Raw genomic sequence first — 20,428 nt, forward strand, 5'->3', positions numbered from 1 at the left:
TTCTCCGCGGGTGTTTTGCCTGCGGAGGTTTTGTATAGATGTATATATTAAAGAACCGCAAGGGTATGGTACCCGTTTGCGTGTTCAAAATTGCGCCGCCTTGAGCGGTCAAAGAAGTTGTTCAATAAAAAAGGAGAAAGAAAATGAGAAGAATTATGTTGGTGGTACTTGCGGTATCAGCGGCCTGCGTTATCGCTGCGCCCTCTTTGCAGATCAGCAAACCGCCTGTTGTCCCTTTTGAAAGCTGGAGCGGGCCCGAGGGTGACCCTCACTCTGTGCAGGGGCAGTGGTTTCAGGATATCAGCAGCGGAGCGGAGGAATTTGGTACACACGAATTCTATGACAATCTTTCCGGCTCCGGCGGCGGCTTTGCGATTCACCGGTCAATCTCAAGCATTGTTGCCCAGACCTACACAAATTCCGGCGGTGATCTTGTCCGTTTTGACATGAGTATCACAGTCAGAAACGACACTCCCGGCGGCGGAACCGGCTGGGCAGACGGAGCCAACAGCCACAATGAAAGCCTCTCAACACAGACTATGTACTCAGGAACCCTTTACGATACCAGGGTGGCGGTTGAATTCGCTTTTGAACCTGTTTCTCTGGGAAACTGGCTCGATGCCGGCGGCGAAGGCGGCTCGCCGTATTTTGATGTTGAGATCCCGCTGATAGCGGTTGAGCCTGATAAATTGGGCTGGTACTGCTGGTCGCCCCAAAACGAGCCGGGTATTCAGCCATACGGAGCGTATATTGTTCCGGTTTATGATTTTGGCGACATCCCGCAGGGTGAGCAGGTATCAAGGATTATCAGTTTTGAAATTGGTTACCCGCTGTCACCGGATCATCCGCTTTCAGTGCTGCTTGAGAGCGGCAGTGACCTGCTGTTTAACCGTTCAAGCTCGCTCAAGATCAGCAACTGGGGCGCAGAGCTGAAAAACGATTACGGATTTGCCTATCCCTACGAAGACCCTCAGATTCCGGGAATGAGCAGCAATGTCTCCGTTTTTCACAACGTACCCGAACCGTCGGGGCTGCTGTTGTTTGCCGCGGCAGTGTTTATGAAGCGTATTACAAAAATGTAAGGCAGATATAACACCTGGTTTACAGGCAGTCAGCGCTATTGAAGACATGGCGATTGTATGAAAGCTCTCCTTGTGATTCAGGAGAGGTGGATGTTCTTGCCGGAAAACTGCTTTCTGTATTCCAGAGGCGTAAGGCCGGTGTTCATTTTGAAATATCTCGAAATATGGCTTGAGTCATTGAGGCCGATTCTAAACGCGATCTCCGAGACGCTCATGTGCGAATTTATCAGCATGTGAGATATCGCGTCTATCTGCGCTCGTTTGATTTCGTCTGCTACCGTTCGGCCGATATGCTCTTTGAATTTGCGGGAAAGAGTCCTTCTCGAGAGGTTTACGGCATCGGCGACCTCTGTGACCTGCAGCGGCGACATGCTGTTGTTTTTGATGAAACTCAGTGCTCTGATAACGTCGGTATCGGTTACGGCATAGGCGTTTGTTGACATCCTGTCCACGACCTTGATCGGCGATATTACAATCTTTTTGTTTGGAGCGGGCTTGCCCGCCATCAGCAGATCAAGCGTCTCGGCGGCCTGGAAGCCGGCACGTTTGCTGTTGTAGGCAATGCTTGAAAGTGACGGCGTGGTCAGGTTGCAGTCTATCTCGTTGTTATCCACACCCAGTATTGCGATGTTATCAGGGATTTTCATCTCGTATTTCTTGCACACCTTTATCAGGTAAAGGCCCAGGTCATCATTGCCGCAAAGGATACATACAGGCTTGGGTAACTTTCTGAGCCAGGGGAGCACCTTTTTCTCCAGCTCATTCTCGGGCTTGAACTCCGACGATTCAATCAAAAGAGAATCAGTTTTGATTTTTTCGCGGCGGTTGGCCTCTGTAAAACCCTTTTGCCTCTGAACTGACCATTGGAAATTCTTAAAACCGAAAAAACCTCGGTTTTTATAGCCCCTTTCATCAAAAAAAGATGATGCCAGTCTGCCTATCTCCATATTATCACAGGTGATATAAGGTATCTCATGGTTGAGGCTTTCCTGTGTATCATGTGCGATAACTGCCGGAAGGCTGCCGAAATGGATTTTATCCGCCTCATGCCGGTTTGGGATATATGCTATTACCCCGTCAAAACCCGAGTTCTCGAGAGAATAATTCAATCCCTCATCATGATAGCTGGCCAGGTACGGCGGCAGTTCGGTTGTTAAGGCCCAGTTGCCGCGGAATTTGGAGTATTCTATAACCCCCTGGATCAAATCGTTGCCGAACGAGTCGTAACGAGATGCCATTATCATCACATTTTTCAGGTTTGTAATCATGTCGTAACCTCAAAATTCAATCGATTTGCTTATTTTAGCCTTCAAAAAGTATCGGTCAAGATAAAATGTCTCAAAATGGCGGTTATTTGTCGAAAATTGGCTTTGTAAGAGTTGTTATTATTTCATATATTATGCTGTAAGAAATGATGGTGTGCAGTTCGTCCATCGTTATTGTTTGGTTCAAATTCATAAAATTAGTAACAGTTATGAATAAACAGGTTGGTAACATGAATAAAAAAGCATTTACACTAATTGAGCTTCTTGTAGTCATTTCAATCATTGCACTTCTTATGGCGATTATGCTTCCCGCTCTTGGCAGGGCGCGGGATCTGGCCAAATCCGCCGTGTGCCGCTCTAATCTAAAGCAGATAGTTCTCGGCGCGGTTCTCTGGGCAGAGGACAACGACGGCTGGAGTGTGCCGGTAACCTGGTGCAAGGGAGATTACCTGACAAAGGATAACTGGTCATCGGGAGTTAATAATTTCCCAAATCCAGGTTCCTTAGAGAGATACATCGCCAGCTCGGACACTGACCCGGGTAAGGTTATGGCGTGTCCGGGGGCGAAGTCGGAGGCGTTTTTCGACTGGGGCGGAGACCTTTCCAGTGAGGATAGAAGCAAAAAGGTCACATACGGCTCAAACGCCTGGATGACGCTTACTACCGATTATAACGGTGACCGCAGAGGCGAAAGCCCCGGAAATTCTCCCGATCCCAGATACTACTACTTTAACAGCCCCGACAACCCCTATGCCTGGACGCACGGCGTAACCAGGCTGGCGAAAGTGAGGCAGCCGGGACAGACCGTATATTTTACGGACAATTTCTATTATGTTACACAGCCGGCTTTCTATACGGTTTTTGAGCCTAAGACGGTTTACGGCGTAGAGTCGGTTTCCAGGTGGCACCATAAGAAAAAGACCACTTATAACGGTAAGACCTTTATGATGGGCAGTGCCAATATGGGCTGGGTTGACGGCAGTGTTTCTGTCGAGCCGGAGGATTTTGACAGAGAGCCCCAGGGCGGCGAGACACCTCGCTGGTGCTACTACTTCTGGGATCACTAAGATATAAGATTGCAACGGGCGGTAAAAAATGGTTTTGGCGGCATTAAGCATGTGCCGATTTTATTTTATTCAAAAATGGAGAGACTAATTATGAAACAGTTTGTGACTTTAATGATGTTTGCAGGGGTAATTTCCGCCGCGATGGGCGCTTTGCCCCAGCCGAGCTATGTCGTTTCTGTAGATAGTTATGTAGGTGCGAAGACAGACCCTCAGAATGAGGTGGCGGTGCTTACTGACGGCGTTGTTCCGGCAGTATGGCAGGATGACGGGCTGGTAGATTACAATATGGCGGGTGCCGATACACAGGAGATAGTTTTTGACTTCGGCTCGGAGGAGACCATAGGTTCCGCCCAGATAAGCTATTATACATATTCTACTTATGGAGTAGAGGCCCCTGCTCTGGTTGAGTTTTATTTCAGCTCAGACGGGGTAACATATACCGAAGAGCCCGTTACTTACGATGAGTTCAATACCGACTACGTAAGCGGCGACCAGACCCCGGGCACACAGGAATACGGCCTTGGAGAAAACAGTGCCCGTTATGTTAAGGTTGTCCTGACGCCCGGCGGCAGCGGCAATGAAATGGTACTATCCGAGATAGCGTTCAGCGAGACGGTTATTCCGGTGGCTGAGCCTGATTTCACAATCTCGGTTGCAAGCTACACGGCTACTCCGGCGCCTTCAAGCGCGATAGACAACGATAACGACCTGACAAACGGCATTATGGAGCCCAGCGATCCGTATTCGAGCGACTGGGTTGGCTACCGCACGGTTGACAGTTTCCAGCAGATTGTCTTCGATTTTGGAAGCCAGCAGGAAATCGGCGGCCTGAAGTTCCATTTTCTTATTGTAAGTGCATGGTATATTGAGGCGCCTGAATCAGTGGAATTTCTGTTCAGCACAGACGGCGCATCTTTCAGCGATTCTTTCTTCTATGACGGCTTTGACCAGACCGCTGACAGCGGGCATACCGTTGATCTTAACTGTCCGGATATCACTGCAAGATACGTCAAGCTCTTGATTACCCCGGGTACAAGAGGGGAGTATTCACAGAGTGAGATGATGATCGGCGAGGTGGCGTTTATAATACCCACAGCTGAAAACGAAGATCCCGTACCGGATTACTATACATCGGATCCCGAGCCGAATTATACCGCTCCTGATGAAAGCGGGATTGATCTTTACGACGGTTTTCTGCCGACAGAGCTTTATGATGCCAACTGGGTAGAATTCTTCTCGGCAAAGCGGACGTATAAGTTTGACTTCAATTTCGGCCGCGGGCTGAGCCTCGAAAATGTCGGCCTCTACTATGACGCGGAAAGTGTCTGGGGTATTGAAGCCCCGAGCCAGGCGTTGTTTATGTTCAGCAGCGACGGCGAAACATACGGCAGCTATATCTTTATAGATGATTTTGAAACGGCTGACGGAATGTACAGGGTCACAGAGGCCGCGGCAGGCATAGAATGCACACACGCAAAAGTTATAATAAAAACAAACGCCCCCAGCGGCGTGATTCGTCTGGGTGAAATCCTGTTCACAGAGCAGGGGACGCCGATAACATATACAGATATATCGGGATACACAACAGTCTTCAACGGTGACGGCATGGACGTTGTTGATCTGACCGACGGTGATACAGCCACAGCGGTTGAATATCAGCCCGGCGTTACCGGTTTTTCTGTGCCGATAGTATTCGACCTGAACGGGCCCAAAGGCATCGCGTCTGTGAACGTCGATTATATAGCAGGGGCCTGGGGTCTTGACCTGAGCACGGTACTTGTGGAATTCAGCGAAGACGGCTCAGCATACAATCAGAGCTACCTGCTCGAAAACATCGACAGCACATCTGCCGGTTTTACAGATTACAGCGTTAGTGTTGAGACTCCGGGAGCTTACGGCAGGTATGTCAAGGTAACCTTTACAACTCCCGGCTCCGCTCTCAAGCTGACAGAAGTGGGCTTCGGCGAGGCCGGCGATATAACATATACATCAAATGTAGAACCTGCGAACTTCTCCGATTCCGGCGGTGAGCTGGTAAACGGAGTTCCCGCCGACGACAGCTTCTACGGTGACGGGCTGGTTACGTACAGTTTTGAAGTAGATGAAACACCAGAGCTTGTTATAGACTTTGACCTTGCCGGCTCAAGGGCTGTTGAATCAGTAGGCCTCAACTATTCGGCCTGGACTTCCTGGTCGATGACCATCGCTGAAATGCGGGTGCAGTTCAGCGATAATGGTGTTGATTTTGGAGACCCCTATGTAAAATCTGATCTGCCTGATTCTTACGGCGGGCATCTGGGAGTTGTCCAGACACCCGGCGGGTCGGGCAGCTATGTAAGGCTTACTATCGTTCCCGATTCTTACAGCGGAACTGAACAGGTTAAGATATCAGAGGTAATGTTCTTTGCGGTCGGCGATATGTCCTATACGCTTAGCCAGGAGCCGCTTTGGATCGATCCGGACCTGACCGGCAGGACACTTATAGATGGGTATATTCCCGCGAGTAACAGCGGTGACCCAGGCTGGATTCAATACGACACCGGAGACAATGTAACCGTAGATATTTCCCTGGGTGATACAGTTGAGCTTGCTGATGTCGGCATATCTTACCTCGGACAGGGCACCCATGTCGGCGACGGCTGGGTATGGGATCTTATGGCTCCGGGTTCTGCCGTAATCTATACAAGTATGGACGGTGAAAACTTTACTCAAGTCGGCGAGATAACTGATTTCAGTGATTCTGCCGAGCCGTTCACATCACAGGTGCAGTTCTTCGGCCTTGCTTCAACCCAGCAGGCGCGTTTTGTCCGTGTTGATATCCTGCATGACCCAACTGATGACAAGCCGTTCATGATTGGTGAGATTATCTTCCACGAAGCCGGTTCAGAGACAGCTCCAGAGATCGTATGTGCGGGCTTCTCCTCATTCAACAAACCGCTTTCTATAACAGCGGTATTTGATCAGGATATAAGTTCGGCGGCAATAACAGCGGATAACTTTAATATTGAAGGGCATACAATTCTCGCCGCAGAGGTCTTTGAAGACCTTGGAAACTGCGTGGAATTGACCCTTGCCGAGTATTCAAACGTTGGTGATGTTCTCACCGTTCAATACAGGGCCGTAGGCGGCATAACCAAGATATGGCAAAATTCAAACAGCTTTTACAATGTCTGCCTTCAGGACGATGTCCAGTCGATCATGGCCCGGCAGCTGCCCGACGGCGGTATCGCTATGACACAGCCGGCAGACGGCAGCTTTGACGAGGGCGATTCATTGTGGATCGAGCCGTATTTCGGTCTCCATGCCGCTCAGGCATTGGTACTGGCGTATGATATAGAGCTTGACCCTGCGTATCTGGCCGCGGCAAGAGACTACATGCAGTGGTATGTTGATCATCTCGAGCCGGACGGAACTGTTATGGTGCATACCGGAGAATATCCCGATTATACCTCTACAGGTGAATGTGATTCGACCGACTCTTACGCGGCAGAATTCCTCTCACTGGCTAATATGTACTATGCCAGGACGCTGGATCTTGATTTCGTCAACTGGGTATGGCCCTATGCTCAGACGATTGTCGGTGCGATGGAGCTTACTCTTGATGCTGCTGACCATCTGACATACGCGAAACCCGGTTCGAGTTTCAAGTATCTGATGGATAACAGCGAAGTGGTACTGGGCTACAAAAACGCGGCTATGCTGGCATTCGCGGCAGCCGATAGTGACAAATACGCCGCGTGGAATGCCGCCGCGGATCAGACACAGGCTGGACTGGAGACAATGTATCTGAGCCAGGACAACAGATACGCCTGGGCAAAGAGCTCAAGCGGTTCTCTTTCCACCAGCTGGTCAGAGGTTTACGCTGACGGCGATTCTCAGATGTTCATGATAAAGAATGTACTTGAAAATCAGGACAGGGCCAAGACAATCTGGCAGTCATCTGTTGATCAGTTCATACCCCAGGGAATTCCCGCAGATGGTATTTCTTCGGGGTGGGTGCTCGCGACAGTCAGTGCCGGTAAATACGGCACCGGCTACGATGAAGTCGCCTATGCAAATTACCAGAAGAATAAATATCAGGACACAACGGGTTATATAAACAAGCATTTTCAGAGTGCTTTTATGATTCATCAGCAGGTTCAGTCACGTCAGTTCATGAAAACTGATGCATTTGCTGACGGTGAAATTAACCTTGCCGATTTTGCTATGCTTTCGGCGGACTGGTTTGAAGACCGGGAAGAATTAGTGGCTGATATGGTCGAAGAATGGCTGAATTCTTATCGGTATCAGGCTCGTGAGTAGCCGCTCTTTCTGCGGATATTTATTTCTAACCATTTGCAACTGGAGTAAACCCGCTGTAAGGCTAAGGCAGCGGGTACAGGGAGAGTGTTTGTTTTTAAAAATTGATATAACGTATTTATTTATAGTTTATAGTTTAATTTAATCAGGGAAAATTTAATGTCTGATGTAACAGCAATCAACGCAGATGCAGCGGTGCAGGCCGCGGCGGCACAAAAAGAATTAACTGTGCAGGTGCACATGCTGCCGCCGGGGCGCGTGAGCAGTATAGTTCCGATAGAGGTCAGGGCCGGATTTATGAACGGTTTGAACGATGATGCCGGTGCCGGGATATCCTTTTACCTCAACGGAAAGGATAGTGAGAATATGGTTTACAGCCGGCAAGTCGAGATTGAAGCAGGCGGGACCGAGCTGGTAAAATTCAATCTTGAAACCAAAGGGCTAACCGGTAAGAATAAACTTTTTGCACTGGTTACTCAAAACGGGAAAATTGTTGAGTCTGTCGAAAAAGATTTTTCTATAGTTGAAACCGGAGTAAGATCAACCCGAATGATAGACGGTTCCTGGTGCGGCATATGCCACTGGAGTGATATAGAAGGGGCAAGGTGGCAGGATGATATCAAAAAGATGACCGCCGCCGACTGGCACCAGATGGTCAGCTCAATGCATGAGTGCGGCGTAGAGGTTATAGTCATCCAGGAGATATTCAGGCATCAGGAATACGCCTGCAAGCATGATATCCCCCGCAAAGGCTACAAGGGAGAGGCGTTTTATCCCTCGCAGCTTTATCCCGGGAGGGTGGATGTGGCGTGCCCGGATGCTCTTAAGGCTATACTCGAAAAGGCTCAGGAGCTGGGCATGTATGTTTTCGTCGGGATAGGTATGTATGCCTGGTTTGATTTTACACCTGAATCACTGGAGTGGCATAAACAAGTTGCTCAAGAGGTATGGCGTCTTTACGGCGGGTATGAATCCTTTTATGGCTGGTACGTTTCCGAAGAGGCTTACGGCAGTCTTGACCTGGATTATATCAGCGAAGAACAGATCAGGAAGTACCGCAAAGATATAATCGCTTTCTTCAAGAGTTTTCATGATTTCACAAACAGCCTTACTCCGGGCAAGCCCGTCATGCTGGCGCCGAACTGCCACTGGCTCAAAAAGGGCGAAAAATACTGGATGGAGCTGTTCAAGTATCTTGATATCGTCTGCCCGTTTGGTTTTGAGAGAATGCCGTTTACTGATATGAGCGGCCCTGAAGCGGCCGAGTTTTATCAGAAGATGTGCGACGCAACCGGCAGCCGCCTGTGGCTGGATATGGAAATATTCCTTTTTGGAAGCCGCGGCGAGCTTTATCCAAGGCCAATTGAGCAGATCAAGTCTGACCTGGTGAGATATTCAGGTTTTGAAAAGATTATGTGTTACCAGTTCCCGGGCATGATGAGTGCCCCCTGGGCAAAGATTCAGCCCGGCGGCGATGATGCCGTTGAGCTGTACAAGGCATATTTTGAATATGTAAAAGATAAACTCGTTTGACATAACCTGATACAAAGTTTAAACTTTAAATTGTTTTGATCTCGCAGCACTATTGCAAGAGATTATACGCAGTCAATATATGGAGATAATGTATATGAATATCAAGATGCTTGCATTTCTTGGCTTGGCTTCTATGGCGGCAGCGGCCGGAGCGGTTCCCGAGACAAATGATTCGGCAAAGAGCTTTCCCCGTTTTTATGACCAGATAGAAGTCCTGGCCGATATGATACTTGAGAGCCAGATAGAAGAGGGCGGCATAGGCAACTATGTTATAAAAGAAGGCCAGAGCTCCCCCGTTTTTATGACCACATACACTTTCGGGCCGTTAGGCCTGCTCAAGGCGTATCAGATGAGCGGCAAAGAAGAGTATCTCGAAGCGGCGAAAAAATTTGTTGATTTCTGGTTTGAAAGGCAAAACGTCCGTCCTGACAGATGGGGTATTGTTGGCACGTTTTATGATCAGAGCAAGGAAAACGGCGTCATAACAGACCACATTTACACAAAGGAAAGGTCGCTTTCCAATGCCGGCGGCCCGGGTTATGATGCCTCCGATTCTGACGGGCCGATGGTTTCACTTACAGCGTATAATTATTACCTGCTCACAGGCGATATTGAGATTCTGCAAAATTACGCCGACGGATGCAAGCTCATAGGTGATTCTATCATAGCCACTTATGATTTCAGAGACAGCCTGACCTACTGCCACCCAAACTACAAGGTTAAATACCTGATGGATGTCTGCGAGGTCTATCATCAGATCAAAGCACTGGCGGGCATTTTTGAGGTGCTGGACAGTGTCATCAAAGAGAGGGTAAGTGACGGCAATTTTGCCAGTTACAAGGTCTGGAATTACCATTTCCTCAGTGAAAATTACAAACAAATAGCCCAGGATATGAAAGAGAGCATACTCTCGTTGTGGAACGAGCAGGAAAAATGGTACTACTGGGCTAAAGATGTCAAAGGGAAAAAACAGCATTGCAGGTGGGATAGAATGTATCCCGACACCCAGGAACAGATATGGCCGATGCTCTGGTATGTAACTTCCCCCGATATGAAGCAATCCAAAGAAGTCTGGGAAAACCTCAATCAAAACCATCCAAAATGGCACGAAACGGACCTCGAATGGCCATCCACCAGCACAGTGGCTATAAAGATGCAGGATTTCGAAAAGGCAGAGACTCATATCTCCCGAATCCTTAGCGAAATGAAACCCAATCCGGCGTGGGAGACCAACGATAAGCACCTGATGATTCATAACTGCTGTTTTGATTTCGATATAGAGGGCTGCTGCCGAATGGTGAAGGGTTCTCTTGCCGTAAAGGATAATGAATGCAGATTCCAGATTACCGCGGCTATAGACGGCAGCGCGAAAATAAAGGTGCGTAAATCTGTTGTCGATGATGCCCGAATTATGGTCAACTCGAAGCCGGCAAAAATAAAGGAATATGCCGGATACTATATATATGAATTTGACGCGAAGAAATCAGATATTAAAGATATATCCTTTAAAATAGCTAAAGATTAGAACAGTTTCTTAAAGGGCACAGAGCCGGAGTATATTTGTGATAACAGAAAACATGATAGATATTGTCATTGTCGCTTTTTACCTGTTAGCGTCTTTTATTTTTGGAATCTGCGCTAATAAGATACTCAAAACCAGTACATCAGATGAAGAAGGCTACTTTCTCGCCGGCAGGAAGATGCCCGCATGGCTCAACGGTATTTCATTTGCGGTTACAGCTATAAATGCCGATGTGGCACCCGTTTATGTCGGGGTGGCCGTTGTGGTGGGTCTGCCGGTTTGCTGGTTTTACCTCTCGAAATTCACATTGGCGTATTTTCTTGCGGGAATGCTGTTTTTTGAACGCTGGAGAAATCTGGGCGTTTGCACAGGTCCGGAGTTCTTTAAGGTAAGATTCGGCGGGAAGGCCGGCACATTTGTGCGTATGTACAGCTCGGCGTTTTCTGTTTGTTTTGGGATGATACCCTGGATCGGTGCCGGTCTGCTGGGAATCCATATGATATTTTCCCCGTTTCTTGGATTTGAAAGCAAATCTTTAACACTGCTGACAATTCTGCCGATTCTCATTCTGTATGTCTGGATTTCGGGATTTGCGGGGGTCTTGATCGCTGATTTTGTCCAGACAATTGTCATACTGATATCAAGTCTGGTTTTGCTGGCGATAGTACTGATAAAATTCGGCGGCCCTTCGGGGCTAACCCAGAATATAATTGATCTGTTCGGCGAAAGAAGCGGCGATATACTCTCGGTAATCCCCTCGAAAGACAGCAACGTTTTAAATCCGCTGATAGTTCTGGCATGGCTGATTATTCCAACCCTGGGTATCGGCGGCAATGTCGGGTTTGAAGGCCAGCGGGTTATCTCGGCTAAAAGCAGCAAAGAAGCCGTCAAGGTGGGTGTCTGGACAACCATCTCACTGGTGATACTGCTGCTTGTTATTACCCTTCCCAGCCTTGGAGCACTGGTGCATAACCCGGAATTTTACAACGCCGAGCCCTCCGAGAGAGAGCAGGTTTACGGCGTTATGCTTCGTGAATTTCTGCCGGTAGGCTTGAGGGGGCTTGCGCTTGCCGCACTGGCCGCGGCGGTAATGTCAACGATAAGCAGCCATCTAAGCTACGGTGCTCAGACAATTGTAAACGACATAATACACCCTATTTTCAAGGGTCTTGACCGCAGGATGGGCGTATGGATCGGCCGGCTGGTAATGCTGGTTATGATGGTTGGCTCGATAGCGGTGGTTTACTACTCCAAAAGCCTTTTAGGGATTGCTATAACTGTATTAGGCGTATTGGCTTCTGTCAATCTCGTCGGCTGGGCGCAGTGGTGGTGGTGGAGAACTAATATCTATACATGGCTCAGCGCCAACATTTGCGGGCCTATAATTTACTTTGCTCTTGGATATGTTCTGAGCAATTTCCCGTGGTGGCAGGAAAGAATGGCCCAAAGCGAGACAATGCAGCAGCAGCTGGCCTTGTTTAAGGCACTTATTGCCATCGTCCTGAACGCATTTGTCTGGGTTACGGTTACCCTCATGACACAGCCGCACCGTATGGAAGTGCTCAAGGATTTCTATAAACGGGCCAAACCTTTTGGTTACTGGAAGCCTGTAAGCGATGAACTGCTGAGAGAGGGTTATACCTGGCGGCAGCCGCGGGGTCTGATTGCGGGCGGTTTATTTGTCGCTGTTGTTGGAGTGGTCTGGACATCATTTTTGATAATGGGGCTCTCTAAGCTATATGTAGGCCAGTACTTAATTGCCGCAGTTATGTTTATTGTCATGGCGGCGCTTGCGTACTGGTTTAAAAGGCTTTTCTCCTGGCATATGCGCCGGCTTGAGATGTAAGCATCCTTTGATTATTACACCGCCGGCTATTGCGGTAAAAAAAGCGGCAGGGTGTAATGCCCTGCCGCTTAAAAGCTCTTTAACTTTTTTTTAAAGGGTAATTTAGAAGTAGTATCCAATATTTACATTGAATCGCGTTGACCAGCCCTTTTTGCCGCCGTTGCTGAGGCCGTTGTTCCATGGCCCGCCGAGCCACGGGTTGTTCTTGCCCGAAGCTACATCTACGTAAACAAAGAACTTATTAACAGCAAAAGAACATCCGACAACGTTTTGTAAAGTATCACTGAAATCGGATTTGCTCTTAGTCATGATGCTGAAATCATTGTACAGCGTCATGGACTTTACCGGTCCTAAATTAACCGGGAAAGTATAACTTACGCCGGCACTGTAAATCGCCGCTTCTGCCGCGATCTGGTATGGGTAATCATAGGCACCGACCAGCACGTAGTCTTTGTCGTCCAGTACGGGGTCGCCGTCAACGTCATACTTATAGTACAGTGCTTCGAGCATGGTGTTCCAGCGTCCGTAATTGCCGTTGAGATGCACTGCCGCGGCGTAGTGCGTGCCGTGGTCATCGGTATTGTCGTTGTGCACTCCTCCTGCCTGAAGAGAGCCGCCCAGCTCAGTGCTGCAGTCTTCGCTGTGCTGCCAGGTGTGTGTCAAACGCAGGTTGCCCTGGTTCTGCTCTTCATTGCCGGCACCGTTTTCTTTTACCAGGTCATAAGAATATCGCGCCGAGTCTTCGCTGTCTCCGTTCCAGCTGCCTTCGTCTGAGACGTAATAGGCCGCCTGAAAATTCCAGCCGTCTTTCCAGGTTTCATACTTGGCACCGAGATCATAATCATCTTCCAGTCCTACGTAGTAGGGCAGCTGGAAAAACCAGTTATGAGATGCGTAGGGCAGAATGCCAAAGGGCACTCTGTGAACACCGAGTTTGATGTTCCAGTATTCTTCCTGCCAGCCGAGCCAGCCGTGATGAAGCATGTTGTAGTCATGCCCGTCACTGAATTTGTCCCGGTAGAAACGGTATTCAAAAGAACCTATGACGTTCTCGTCTTCGAGGTCAAGATTTATTCTCGCCGTATCGAAGGCAAACTCACCCAGGTCTTTATAGGTTTCATCCCAGTCTTTGTACACGTAGTTGAGCCTGAAAGCTCCCCCGACTCTCAACGGGCCTACATAAAGGCCGTCTTTTTCCTGGGAATCATCGCCGTTAGCTGCAAATACAGCCGTAAAAAGACATAGTAGAACTGCAAGTTTCAATTTGCTGTTAAGCACAAATAGTCTCCTTTGTTTTCAATAATAGTACTCATTTTATTATACGTTGTTTATCAAAGTGTTTATTTCGGCATAAAACTGTCAACTAAAGCCTTGTTGTCGGCTATCCACTGTTTTGCGACAGCGGCTTCGTTGCCCTTTGCTTCAGACATCTTGAGAAGAAGATCACTCATCTGAGAGTCATCAAGCGTGAAGTTAGCCAGCAATTCCGCTGCAAACGGGTCGTCCGTTTCGAGTCCCTGTCTGGCCCAGGTTTCAATTGTTTCTGTTTCACCGTAGGTGCCTTTTGGGTCTTCAAGGTATTTCAGTTCCCAGCGGGCAAACTTGAAGTGCGGCGACCAGCCGGTTACCACGATCCAGTTGTTTTCGCCGATAGCTTTTTGAAGTTCGCTGAGCATAGCAACACCGGAAGAGGGCATCAGCTCAAGTTTCAGGCCGTAACTCTCGGTAGCTTCCTGTGTTTTCTTCATGATGCCGGCACCGCTGTCGATACCTACGATCCTGCCGTTGAATTTTTCAGCGTTGTCGTTAAGCTCGGTTATCGAGTCGATCGTAACATACTGAGGCACAACCAGCCCGATGCGGGCACTGTCATAGTTGGTTCCCAGCTTGACTATCTTCTCGCCGAATTTCTTTACTTTTTCGCCATGCGTAACGGGCATCCATGTGTCCATAAACGCGTCCACGTCGCCGCGTGCCATCGATGCGAAAATCAGGTCAACGGCGGCTTTCTGAACAGTTACGCTGTAGCCGCTGCTCTCGAGCATATCTTTCATGACATACGTCATTGCAGGGCCCTCTGCCCAGCCCTCGACATAGGCGAGTGTGATTTCTTTAGTTTCCTCGGCTGTTTCAGTCTTACAGCCTGCAAATACTGCCATCAAGGCCGCAATTACAATAACTAAACTTTTCAATTTCATTTTTTACCTTTCTTTGTTTAACAATTATTAAATTTATTCATGTTCCTGTTTGCCGAAGGCCTGGGTGATTCTGTCCAGGATAATGGCAAGAATCACAACGGAGAGGCCGCTTTCAAAGCCCAGCCCGATATTGAGATTGTTGATGCCCTCGAGCACCTTCTCACCCAATCCGCCGGCGGCAATCATTCCCGCGATTACCACCATGGAAAGCGCCATCATGATCGTCTGGTTTACTCCGGTAAGTATGGTCTTCAGCGCCAGGGGCAGCTCAACCTTAAATAGAAGCTGCGTGCCTGTCGCTCCAAAAGCCCGTGCCGCCTCAACCACATCGGAGGGAACCTGTTTTATTCCCAGCGATGTAAGCCGCACTGCCGGCGGCATAGCGAAGATGATCGTGGCAAAAGCGCCTGGCAGCTTGCCGATGCTGAAGAACAGCACTGCCGGGATCAGGTACACAAACGCCGGCATTGTCTGCATGAAGTCCAGAATCGGGCGGATTATCTTCTCCGCCAGCAGGCTCTTTGACATCAATATCCCAAGCGGTATAGCAATAACCAGAGCGACAAATGTCGATGTGACTATCAGAGCCAGCGTTTCCATCGTCTCCACCCAGAAGCCCAGCAGGTAAATAAATACCAGGCCTATTACAGTGAAAACCGCCATGCCTTTGCCGACCTTGAAGAAGGCTAGCAGAGCGAGCAAGAAGATGAGGACGTAGAACGGTGTAAACATCAACACGCTCTCCGCACCTTCGATCAGGCCGTTGCCTATCATTCGTATAAAGTCAAAGAATCCGCCAAAGTTTTCTGTCAGCCAGTTTACAGCTGATTCTACGTATTTGCCTATATCTATTATTTTTTCCATTTTATTGCTCGTTTAAGTTTTCTTTGAGTTCTTCTATTTGTTCACGATCGAAACTGGTTGCCTCTACGATCAGTGAAATCTGCGTTACAATGCCTTTGAGTTTGCCGCTTTGCTCGTCCGTAACCGCCACGGGCGCCTCTGTGCCGGTTATCAGCGGCAGCATCTGCTCAACCGTAGCATCCGGATTTACCATCGGACCCTGTGTCTGGATAAACTCTTTTATGCTGTGTTTCTTTTCTTTGTGTGCCCCTACCAGGTCTTTGAGCCAGACAAAACCTTTGAATATGTGGTCATTGTCAACAACGGGCAGTACCTCTACGGAAACTTTTCTCATTTTCCTTATGGCAACCTCTACACCGTCTCTTTCATATTGAGCGACCTGGGGCTTTTCAAACATCAGGGTGTTTGCAGTGATGATGGATTTTCTGTCAACGTTGCTTACAAATGCCTGGACGTATTCGCTGGCCGGCTCTGTAAGGATATCCTCGGCAGTTCCGATCTGCTCAATAAAGCCGTCTTTCATGATGGCTATACGGTCGCCGAGTTTTATGGCTTCATCAAGGTCATGCGTGATGAAAACCACGGTTTTTTTGAGCTTGTTCTGCAGCTCCAGGAGCTGATCCTGCATATCCGCACGGATCAGCGGGTCCAGGGCTGAGAACGCCTCGTCCATAAGCAGCACTTCAGGGTTATTTGCCAGCGCCCTGGCCAGGCCTACTCTCTGCTGCATACCGCCGGAGAGCTGAGAAGGGTACTGGTTTTGAAACCCTTCAAGACCGACAGTGTTTATCGAGTCCTGTGCGATCTCAAGGCGTTTTGCGCCGCTCTCGCCGCGTATCTCAAGCCCGAAAGCCACATTGTCTATGATTGTTTTGTGCGGCAGCAGACCGAATTTCTGAAAAACCATACTCATTTCGGTTCTTCTGGTTTCCAGCAGCTCTTTGTCTGATTCTTTTGTAATGTTTCTGCCGTTTACTATTACATCGCCGGCGGTAGGCTCTATGAGCCTGTTTAAACACCGAAGCAGTGTTGACTTACCGCTGCCCGAGAGTCCCATTACAACAAATACCTCACCTGTCTTGATGTCAAAACTGGCCTTGTTGACACCAACTGTACAGCCGGTTTTCTCAAGTATTTCATTTTTTGAAACACCCTGGTCAAGCATTTTCAGCGCTTCGGCGCGTTTCTTGCCGAAGATTACAGTAATGTCTTTGAGTTGTATTTTAATGTTATCTTTCATAGCATTCTCTAAAAATCTTTCCAAAAAAAAAGCACTCTAACTCTTTAAGCCGGGTAAATTCCAGCTATAGAGTTAGAGTGCTTAAGCTTAATTTCGTTACTTTTACGAAAGTTGGCATTTAACCACCTCAATTAGTCGTGATTAAGTTCCGGGCCATCAGCAATTTCATGCTGACCCTGGAACAAGCCCCAGTTCTATATTAAAATACATTTTTCACAAAAGGTTTCGGTTACCTTAGCGCTTACAAAGAAAGTTGATGATTGTACCTTTTCTTTATTCGCAAAAAGCCTACTACTGTTTTGCTACTTCATGAACTAAAACACCATTATACCAAATGCCGAAAGCATATCAACCAGTTTTTTTGTCAAATTTGTATGCGGCGTTTTGAAAATACCCAAAAAGCGAAAGTTTTTCTTTTTATACAGCGACCGTTTTGGCGGGTTTATACATACCGGATAGAAATTTTCTCCTCAGGCCCGCCCGTCGGGTCAAAAATTTAAAGCATTTTCTATAAATGGTTTACGTGTAAATATGTTTGTATTTAAATTTATTTTTATTTTTTTTGAACTAAATGCTTGACCTCCGTGTATATCCGTTTATACTTATGCGTCTCTACAGTGATAGAGATTTGTTCTTTTACAAGTTAACAGTTGTACGTCAAATTAAGCGCCATGGAAGTGAGTCTTTCGGGGCACGGTTACGCAACACGCCGTCCCTGGGAGTATAGAAAACTAAAAACACAGGTGTGTTTTAAATTCTTGACACTTCCGTGCGTAGAAGTGTTGAGCCTAAAGTTGAGTGAGACTAATCCTCTCATTTAACGTCAATTTATAAGAACCGGATAATTTATTATCCGAGCCTATAAAGAATCAAATTGAAGAGTTTGATCCTGGCTCAGAACGAACGCTGGCGGCGTGGCTAAGACATGCAAGTCGAACGGTCTTTAGTTGAGAGTAATCGATTCTAAAGATAGTGGCGAAAGGATGAGTAACGGATAGGTAACCTGCCTTGTGCTCTGGGATAGCGTCTGAATGTTTACATTCTTCCGAAAGGGGCGGTAATACCGGATAATGTAGTATATTTAATTTATATTACCAAAGATTTATCAGCACATGAGGGGCCTATTCCCTATCAGCTTGTTGGTGAGGTAACGGCTCACCAAGGCGACGACGGGTAGCGGGACTGAGAGGTTGACCCGCCATATCGGGACTGAGACACTGCCCGGACCTCCACGGAGGGCTGCAGTAACGAATATTGGGCAATGGGCGAAAGCCTGACCCAGCGACGCCGCGTGCAGGACGAAGCCCCTCGGGGTGTAAACTGCTGTCAGGGATAAGTAAGACTGGTTTACCAGTTTGAACTGCCCCAGAGGAAGTCACGGCTAACTTCGTGCCAGCAGCCGCGGTAATACGAAGGTGGCAAGCGTTGTTCAGAATCACTGGGCTTAAAGCGTGCGTAGGCTGACATTCAGGTGTCCTTTGAAATCCCCCTGCTCAACAGGGGAATTGGGGGGCAAACCGGATGTCTTGAGGCCGGTAGGGGTGCCTGGAACTCTTGGTGGAGCGGTGGAATGCGTAGATATCAAGAGGAACGCCAGAGGAGAAATCGGGGCACTGGGCCGGACCTGACGCTGAGGTACGAAAGCATGGGTAGCGAACGGGATTAGATACCCCGGTAGTCCATGCCGTAAACGATGTGTACTAGACTGTTGTCAATCTGACTTGATGGCAGTCGCAGCAAAAGTGTTAAGTACACCGCCTGGGGAGTACGGTCGCAAGGCTAAAACTCAAAGGAATTGACGGGGGCTCACACAAGCGGTGGAGCATGTGGATTAATTCGAAGCAACGCGCAGAACCTTACCTGGGTTTGACATGTTTGTATGCCATTGTGGAAACACTCTAAGGCTGCCCTTCGGGGTGAAACTTACACAGGTGCTGCATGGCCGTCGTCAGCTCGTGTCGTGAGATGTTGGGTTAAGTCCTTAAACGAGCGAAACCCTTGCCGTTAGTTACCATCAGGTTATGCTGGGGACTCTAACGGGACTGCCGGTGTTAAACCGGAGGAAGGTGGGGATGACGTCAGGTCCTCATGGCCTTTATGCCCAGGGCTTCACACGTGCTACAATGGGCTGTACAGAGCGAAGCAAGACCGCGAGGTGGAGCAAATCGCACAAAGCAGTCCTCAGTTCGGATTGCAGGCTGACAACTCGCCTGCATGAAGTTGGAATCGCTAGTAATCGCGTATCAGCTATGACGCGGTGAATGTGTTCCTGAGCCTTGTACACACCGCCCGTCAAGTCACGGAAATCGGGAGCACCCGAAGTAGGCTTGCTAACCCGCTTGCGGGAAGCGGCTTCCTACGGTGAACTCGGTAACTGGGACTAAGTCGTAACAAGGTAGCCGTAGGGGAACCTGCGGCTGGATCACCTCCTTTCTAAGGATAATTATGGGGATGATGTTGAGCAATTGTGCTCTTTATAACATCTAAGAAACCCCAAATGTCAGCCATTTTCATGGTGCTTGACGACAACTGTTATTTGATAATTAAAAGCCCTCGAGCAGAAATGCCCGGGGGCTTTTTTTCGTTGACAAGAGACATTTTTACAAGTAAAATAAGGTTCTAATGTTGTTATACAGGTGAATCCATGACAGACAAAGCTTATAAAACACTGCTAAAAGAGCTGAAAAAAGAGGCCCAAAAAGCCAAACACAACAGCAAGGAAGAAGCTATTGCTACACTTCACAGAATAGGTATCTGCACAAAAACAGGAAAGCTGAAGAAGCCTTACCGGACTGCTAAGTAATGTATTCTGTATTGCCTTCATTTGTTCTGGGGTTTCACGGTTGTGATGAATCTGTGGCTGAGGATGTCTTTTCAGGCAGGGCTGAATTAAAATTTTCAGATAACGATTACGACTGGCTTGGCAACGGCATATACTTTTGGGAAAATAATCCCGTCAGGGCTCTTGAATTCGCAAAACAGGTAAAGCTGTTTCCTCAAATATCTCGGGGTAAAGTTAAGAAAGCCGCAGTAGTTGGTGCTATTATTGATTTGGGGCATTGCTTAAATCTGCTCGATTCCAAATTCATAGAGTTTTTAAAATTTGGTTACGAAGTGGTAGCTGAAAATATTAAACAGTACGATGAGCCAATGCCGGAAAACACCCCTGTAAAACGGGATGGCGACTTGCTTATAAGGCGCCTCGATTGTGCAGTTGTTGAAGCCGTGCACGAGAAACAGGATTGGCTGGTTGAAAAGGGAAAGGCCGATTACAAATTCGATACAACACGCGGAGTTTTTATAGAAGGAAAAGAGATTTATCCCAATTCAGGGTTCAGGGACAAAAATCATATCCAAATATGTGTGAGAAATCCAGCTTGTATCAAGGGTTATTTCAGGGTGAGGAGTGAATGATCTATTGCTATATTTTTCTGATGTTGATTAGATCGAGTTGAGGTGAAAGATGATAAAATTCGAATGCCCGGTATGTAACCATTTACTATGCGCACAAG

At 47.9% G+C, this 20,428-nt stretch carries 13 protein-coding genes and 1 rRNA gene; 9 read left to right on the plus strand and 5 right to left on the minus strand.

What is annotated here, in order from left to right:
• Nucleotides 1–143: 143 nt before the first annotated feature.
• Nucleotides 144–1,082, plus strand: coding sequence for a hypothetical protein (locus tag SMSP2_RS13050; protein ID WP_146684480.1), 939 nt, complete (start codon nt 144–146; stop codon nt 1,080–1,082).
• 77 nt (nt 1,083–1,159) lie between these two features.
• Here the strand turns inward: SMSP2_RS13050 and SMSP2_RS13055 are convergent, their stop codons facing one another.
• Nucleotides 1,160–2,350 carry an AraC family transcriptional regulator gene (locus SMSP2_RS13055; protein ID WP_146684481.1) on the minus strand — a complete coding sequence of 397 codons (1,191 nt, stop codon included), beginning with the start codon at nt 2,348–2,350 and terminating at the stop codon, nt 1,160–1,162.
• Between the two features lie 227 nt (nt 2,351–2,577).
• Between SMSP2_RS13055 and SMSP2_RS13060 the strand changes: the two genes are divergently transcribed.
• The 5 genes from SMSP2_RS13060 (at nt 2,578) to SMSP2_RS13080 (ending at nt 12,614) form a co-directional block, all read left to right on the plus strand.
• Complete coding sequence (locus tag SMSP2_RS13060; protein WP_186804730.1) at nt 2,578–3,414, plus strand: type II secretion system protein; 837 nt, start codon at nt 2,578–2,580, stop codon at nt 3,412–3,414.
• A 90-nt stretch (nt 3,415–3,504) separates the two neighbouring features.
• Complete coding sequence (locus tag SMSP2_RS13065; RefSeq protein WP_186804731.1) at nt 3,505–7,716, plus strand: discoidin domain-containing protein; 4,212 nt, start codon at nt 3,505–3,507, stop codon at nt 7,714–7,716.
• A 156-nt stretch (nt 7,717–7,872) separates the two neighbouring features.
• Nucleotides 7,873–9,246, plus strand: a complete 1,374-nt coding sequence (locus SMSP2_RS13070) for a DUF4434 domain-containing protein (RefSeq protein ID WP_146684484.1) — start codon at nt 7,873–7,875, stop codon at nt 9,244–9,246.
• A gap of 94 nt (nt 9,247–9,340) precedes the next feature.
• On the plus strand, nt 9,341–10,771 hold the full coding sequence (locus tag SMSP2_RS13075; RefSeq protein ID WP_146684485.1) for a glucosidase family protein: 1,431 nt from the start codon (nt 9,341–9,343) through the stop codon (nt 10,769–10,771).
• Nucleotides 10,772–10,808: 37 nt separating this feature from the next.
• Nucleotides 10,809–12,614, plus strand: a complete 1,806-nt coding sequence (locus SMSP2_RS13080) for a sodium:solute symporter family transporter (protein ID WP_146684486.1) — start codon at nt 10,809–10,811, stop codon at nt 12,612–12,614.
• Between the two features lie 102 nt (nt 12,615–12,716).
• On the opposite strand, the gene SMSP2_RS13085 is transcribed toward SMSP2_RS13080, so the two are convergent.
• The 4 genes from SMSP2_RS13085 to SMSP2_RS13100 all read right to left on the minus strand — a co-directional run bounded on the left by SMSP2_RS13085 (nt 12,717) and on the right by SMSP2_RS13100 (nt 16,916).
• Nucleotides 12,717–13,892: a hypothetical protein gene (locus SMSP2_RS13085; RefSeq protein WP_146684487.1), complete on the minus strand. Its 1,176-nt coding sequence runs from the start codon at nt 13,890–13,892 to the stop codon at nt 12,717–12,719.
• Between the two features lie 62 nt (nt 13,893–13,954).
• Nucleotides 13,955–14,812: a glycine betaine ABC transporter substrate-binding protein gene (locus tag SMSP2_RS13090; protein ID WP_146684488.1), complete on the minus strand. Its 858-nt coding sequence runs from the start codon at nt 14,810–14,812 to the stop codon at nt 13,955–13,957.
• A 33-nt stretch (nt 14,813–14,845) separates the two neighbouring features.
• Entirely contained in the window at nt 14,846–15,667 is an 822-nt protein-coding gene (locus SMSP2_RS13095; protein ID WP_186804924.1) for an ABC transporter permease, read from the minus strand.
• A gap of 10 nt (nt 15,668–15,677) precedes the next feature.
• Entirely contained in the window at nt 15,678–16,916 is a 1,239-nt protein-coding gene (locus tag SMSP2_RS13100) for a quaternary amine ABC transporter ATP-binding protein (RefSeq protein ID WP_146684490.1), read from the minus strand.
• Nucleotides 16,917–17,787: 871 nt separating this feature from the next.
• Here SMSP2_RS13100 and SMSP2_RS13105 point away from each other — a divergent pair.
• From SMSP2_RS13105 to SMSP2_RS13110, 3 genes are all read left to right on the plus strand, one after another.
• Nucleotides 17,788–19,349, plus strand: a 16S ribosomal RNA gene (locus SMSP2_RS13105).
• Between the two features lie 211 nt (nt 19,350–19,560).
• The gene (locus tag SMSP2_RS14920) at nt 19,561–19,719 is read left to right on the plus strand and encodes a hypothetical protein (protein WP_186804732.1); all 159 of its coding nucleotides are present in this window, start codon (nt 19,561–19,563) and stop codon (nt 19,717–19,719) included.
• Nucleotides 19,720–19,772: 53 nt separating this feature from the next.
• Nucleotides 19,773–20,330, plus strand: a complete 558-nt coding sequence (locus SMSP2_RS13110; protein ID WP_222566357.1) for a hypothetical protein — start codon at nt 19,773–19,775, stop codon at nt 20,328–20,330.
• Nucleotides 20,331–20,428: the final 98 nt, after the last annotated feature.

This window comes from Limihaloglobus sulfuriphilus, assembly GCF_001999965.1.
Taxonomy (GTDB): Bacteria; Planctomycetota; Phycisphaerae; order Sedimentisphaerales; family Sedimentisphaeraceae; genus Limihaloglobus; species Limihaloglobus sulfuriphilus.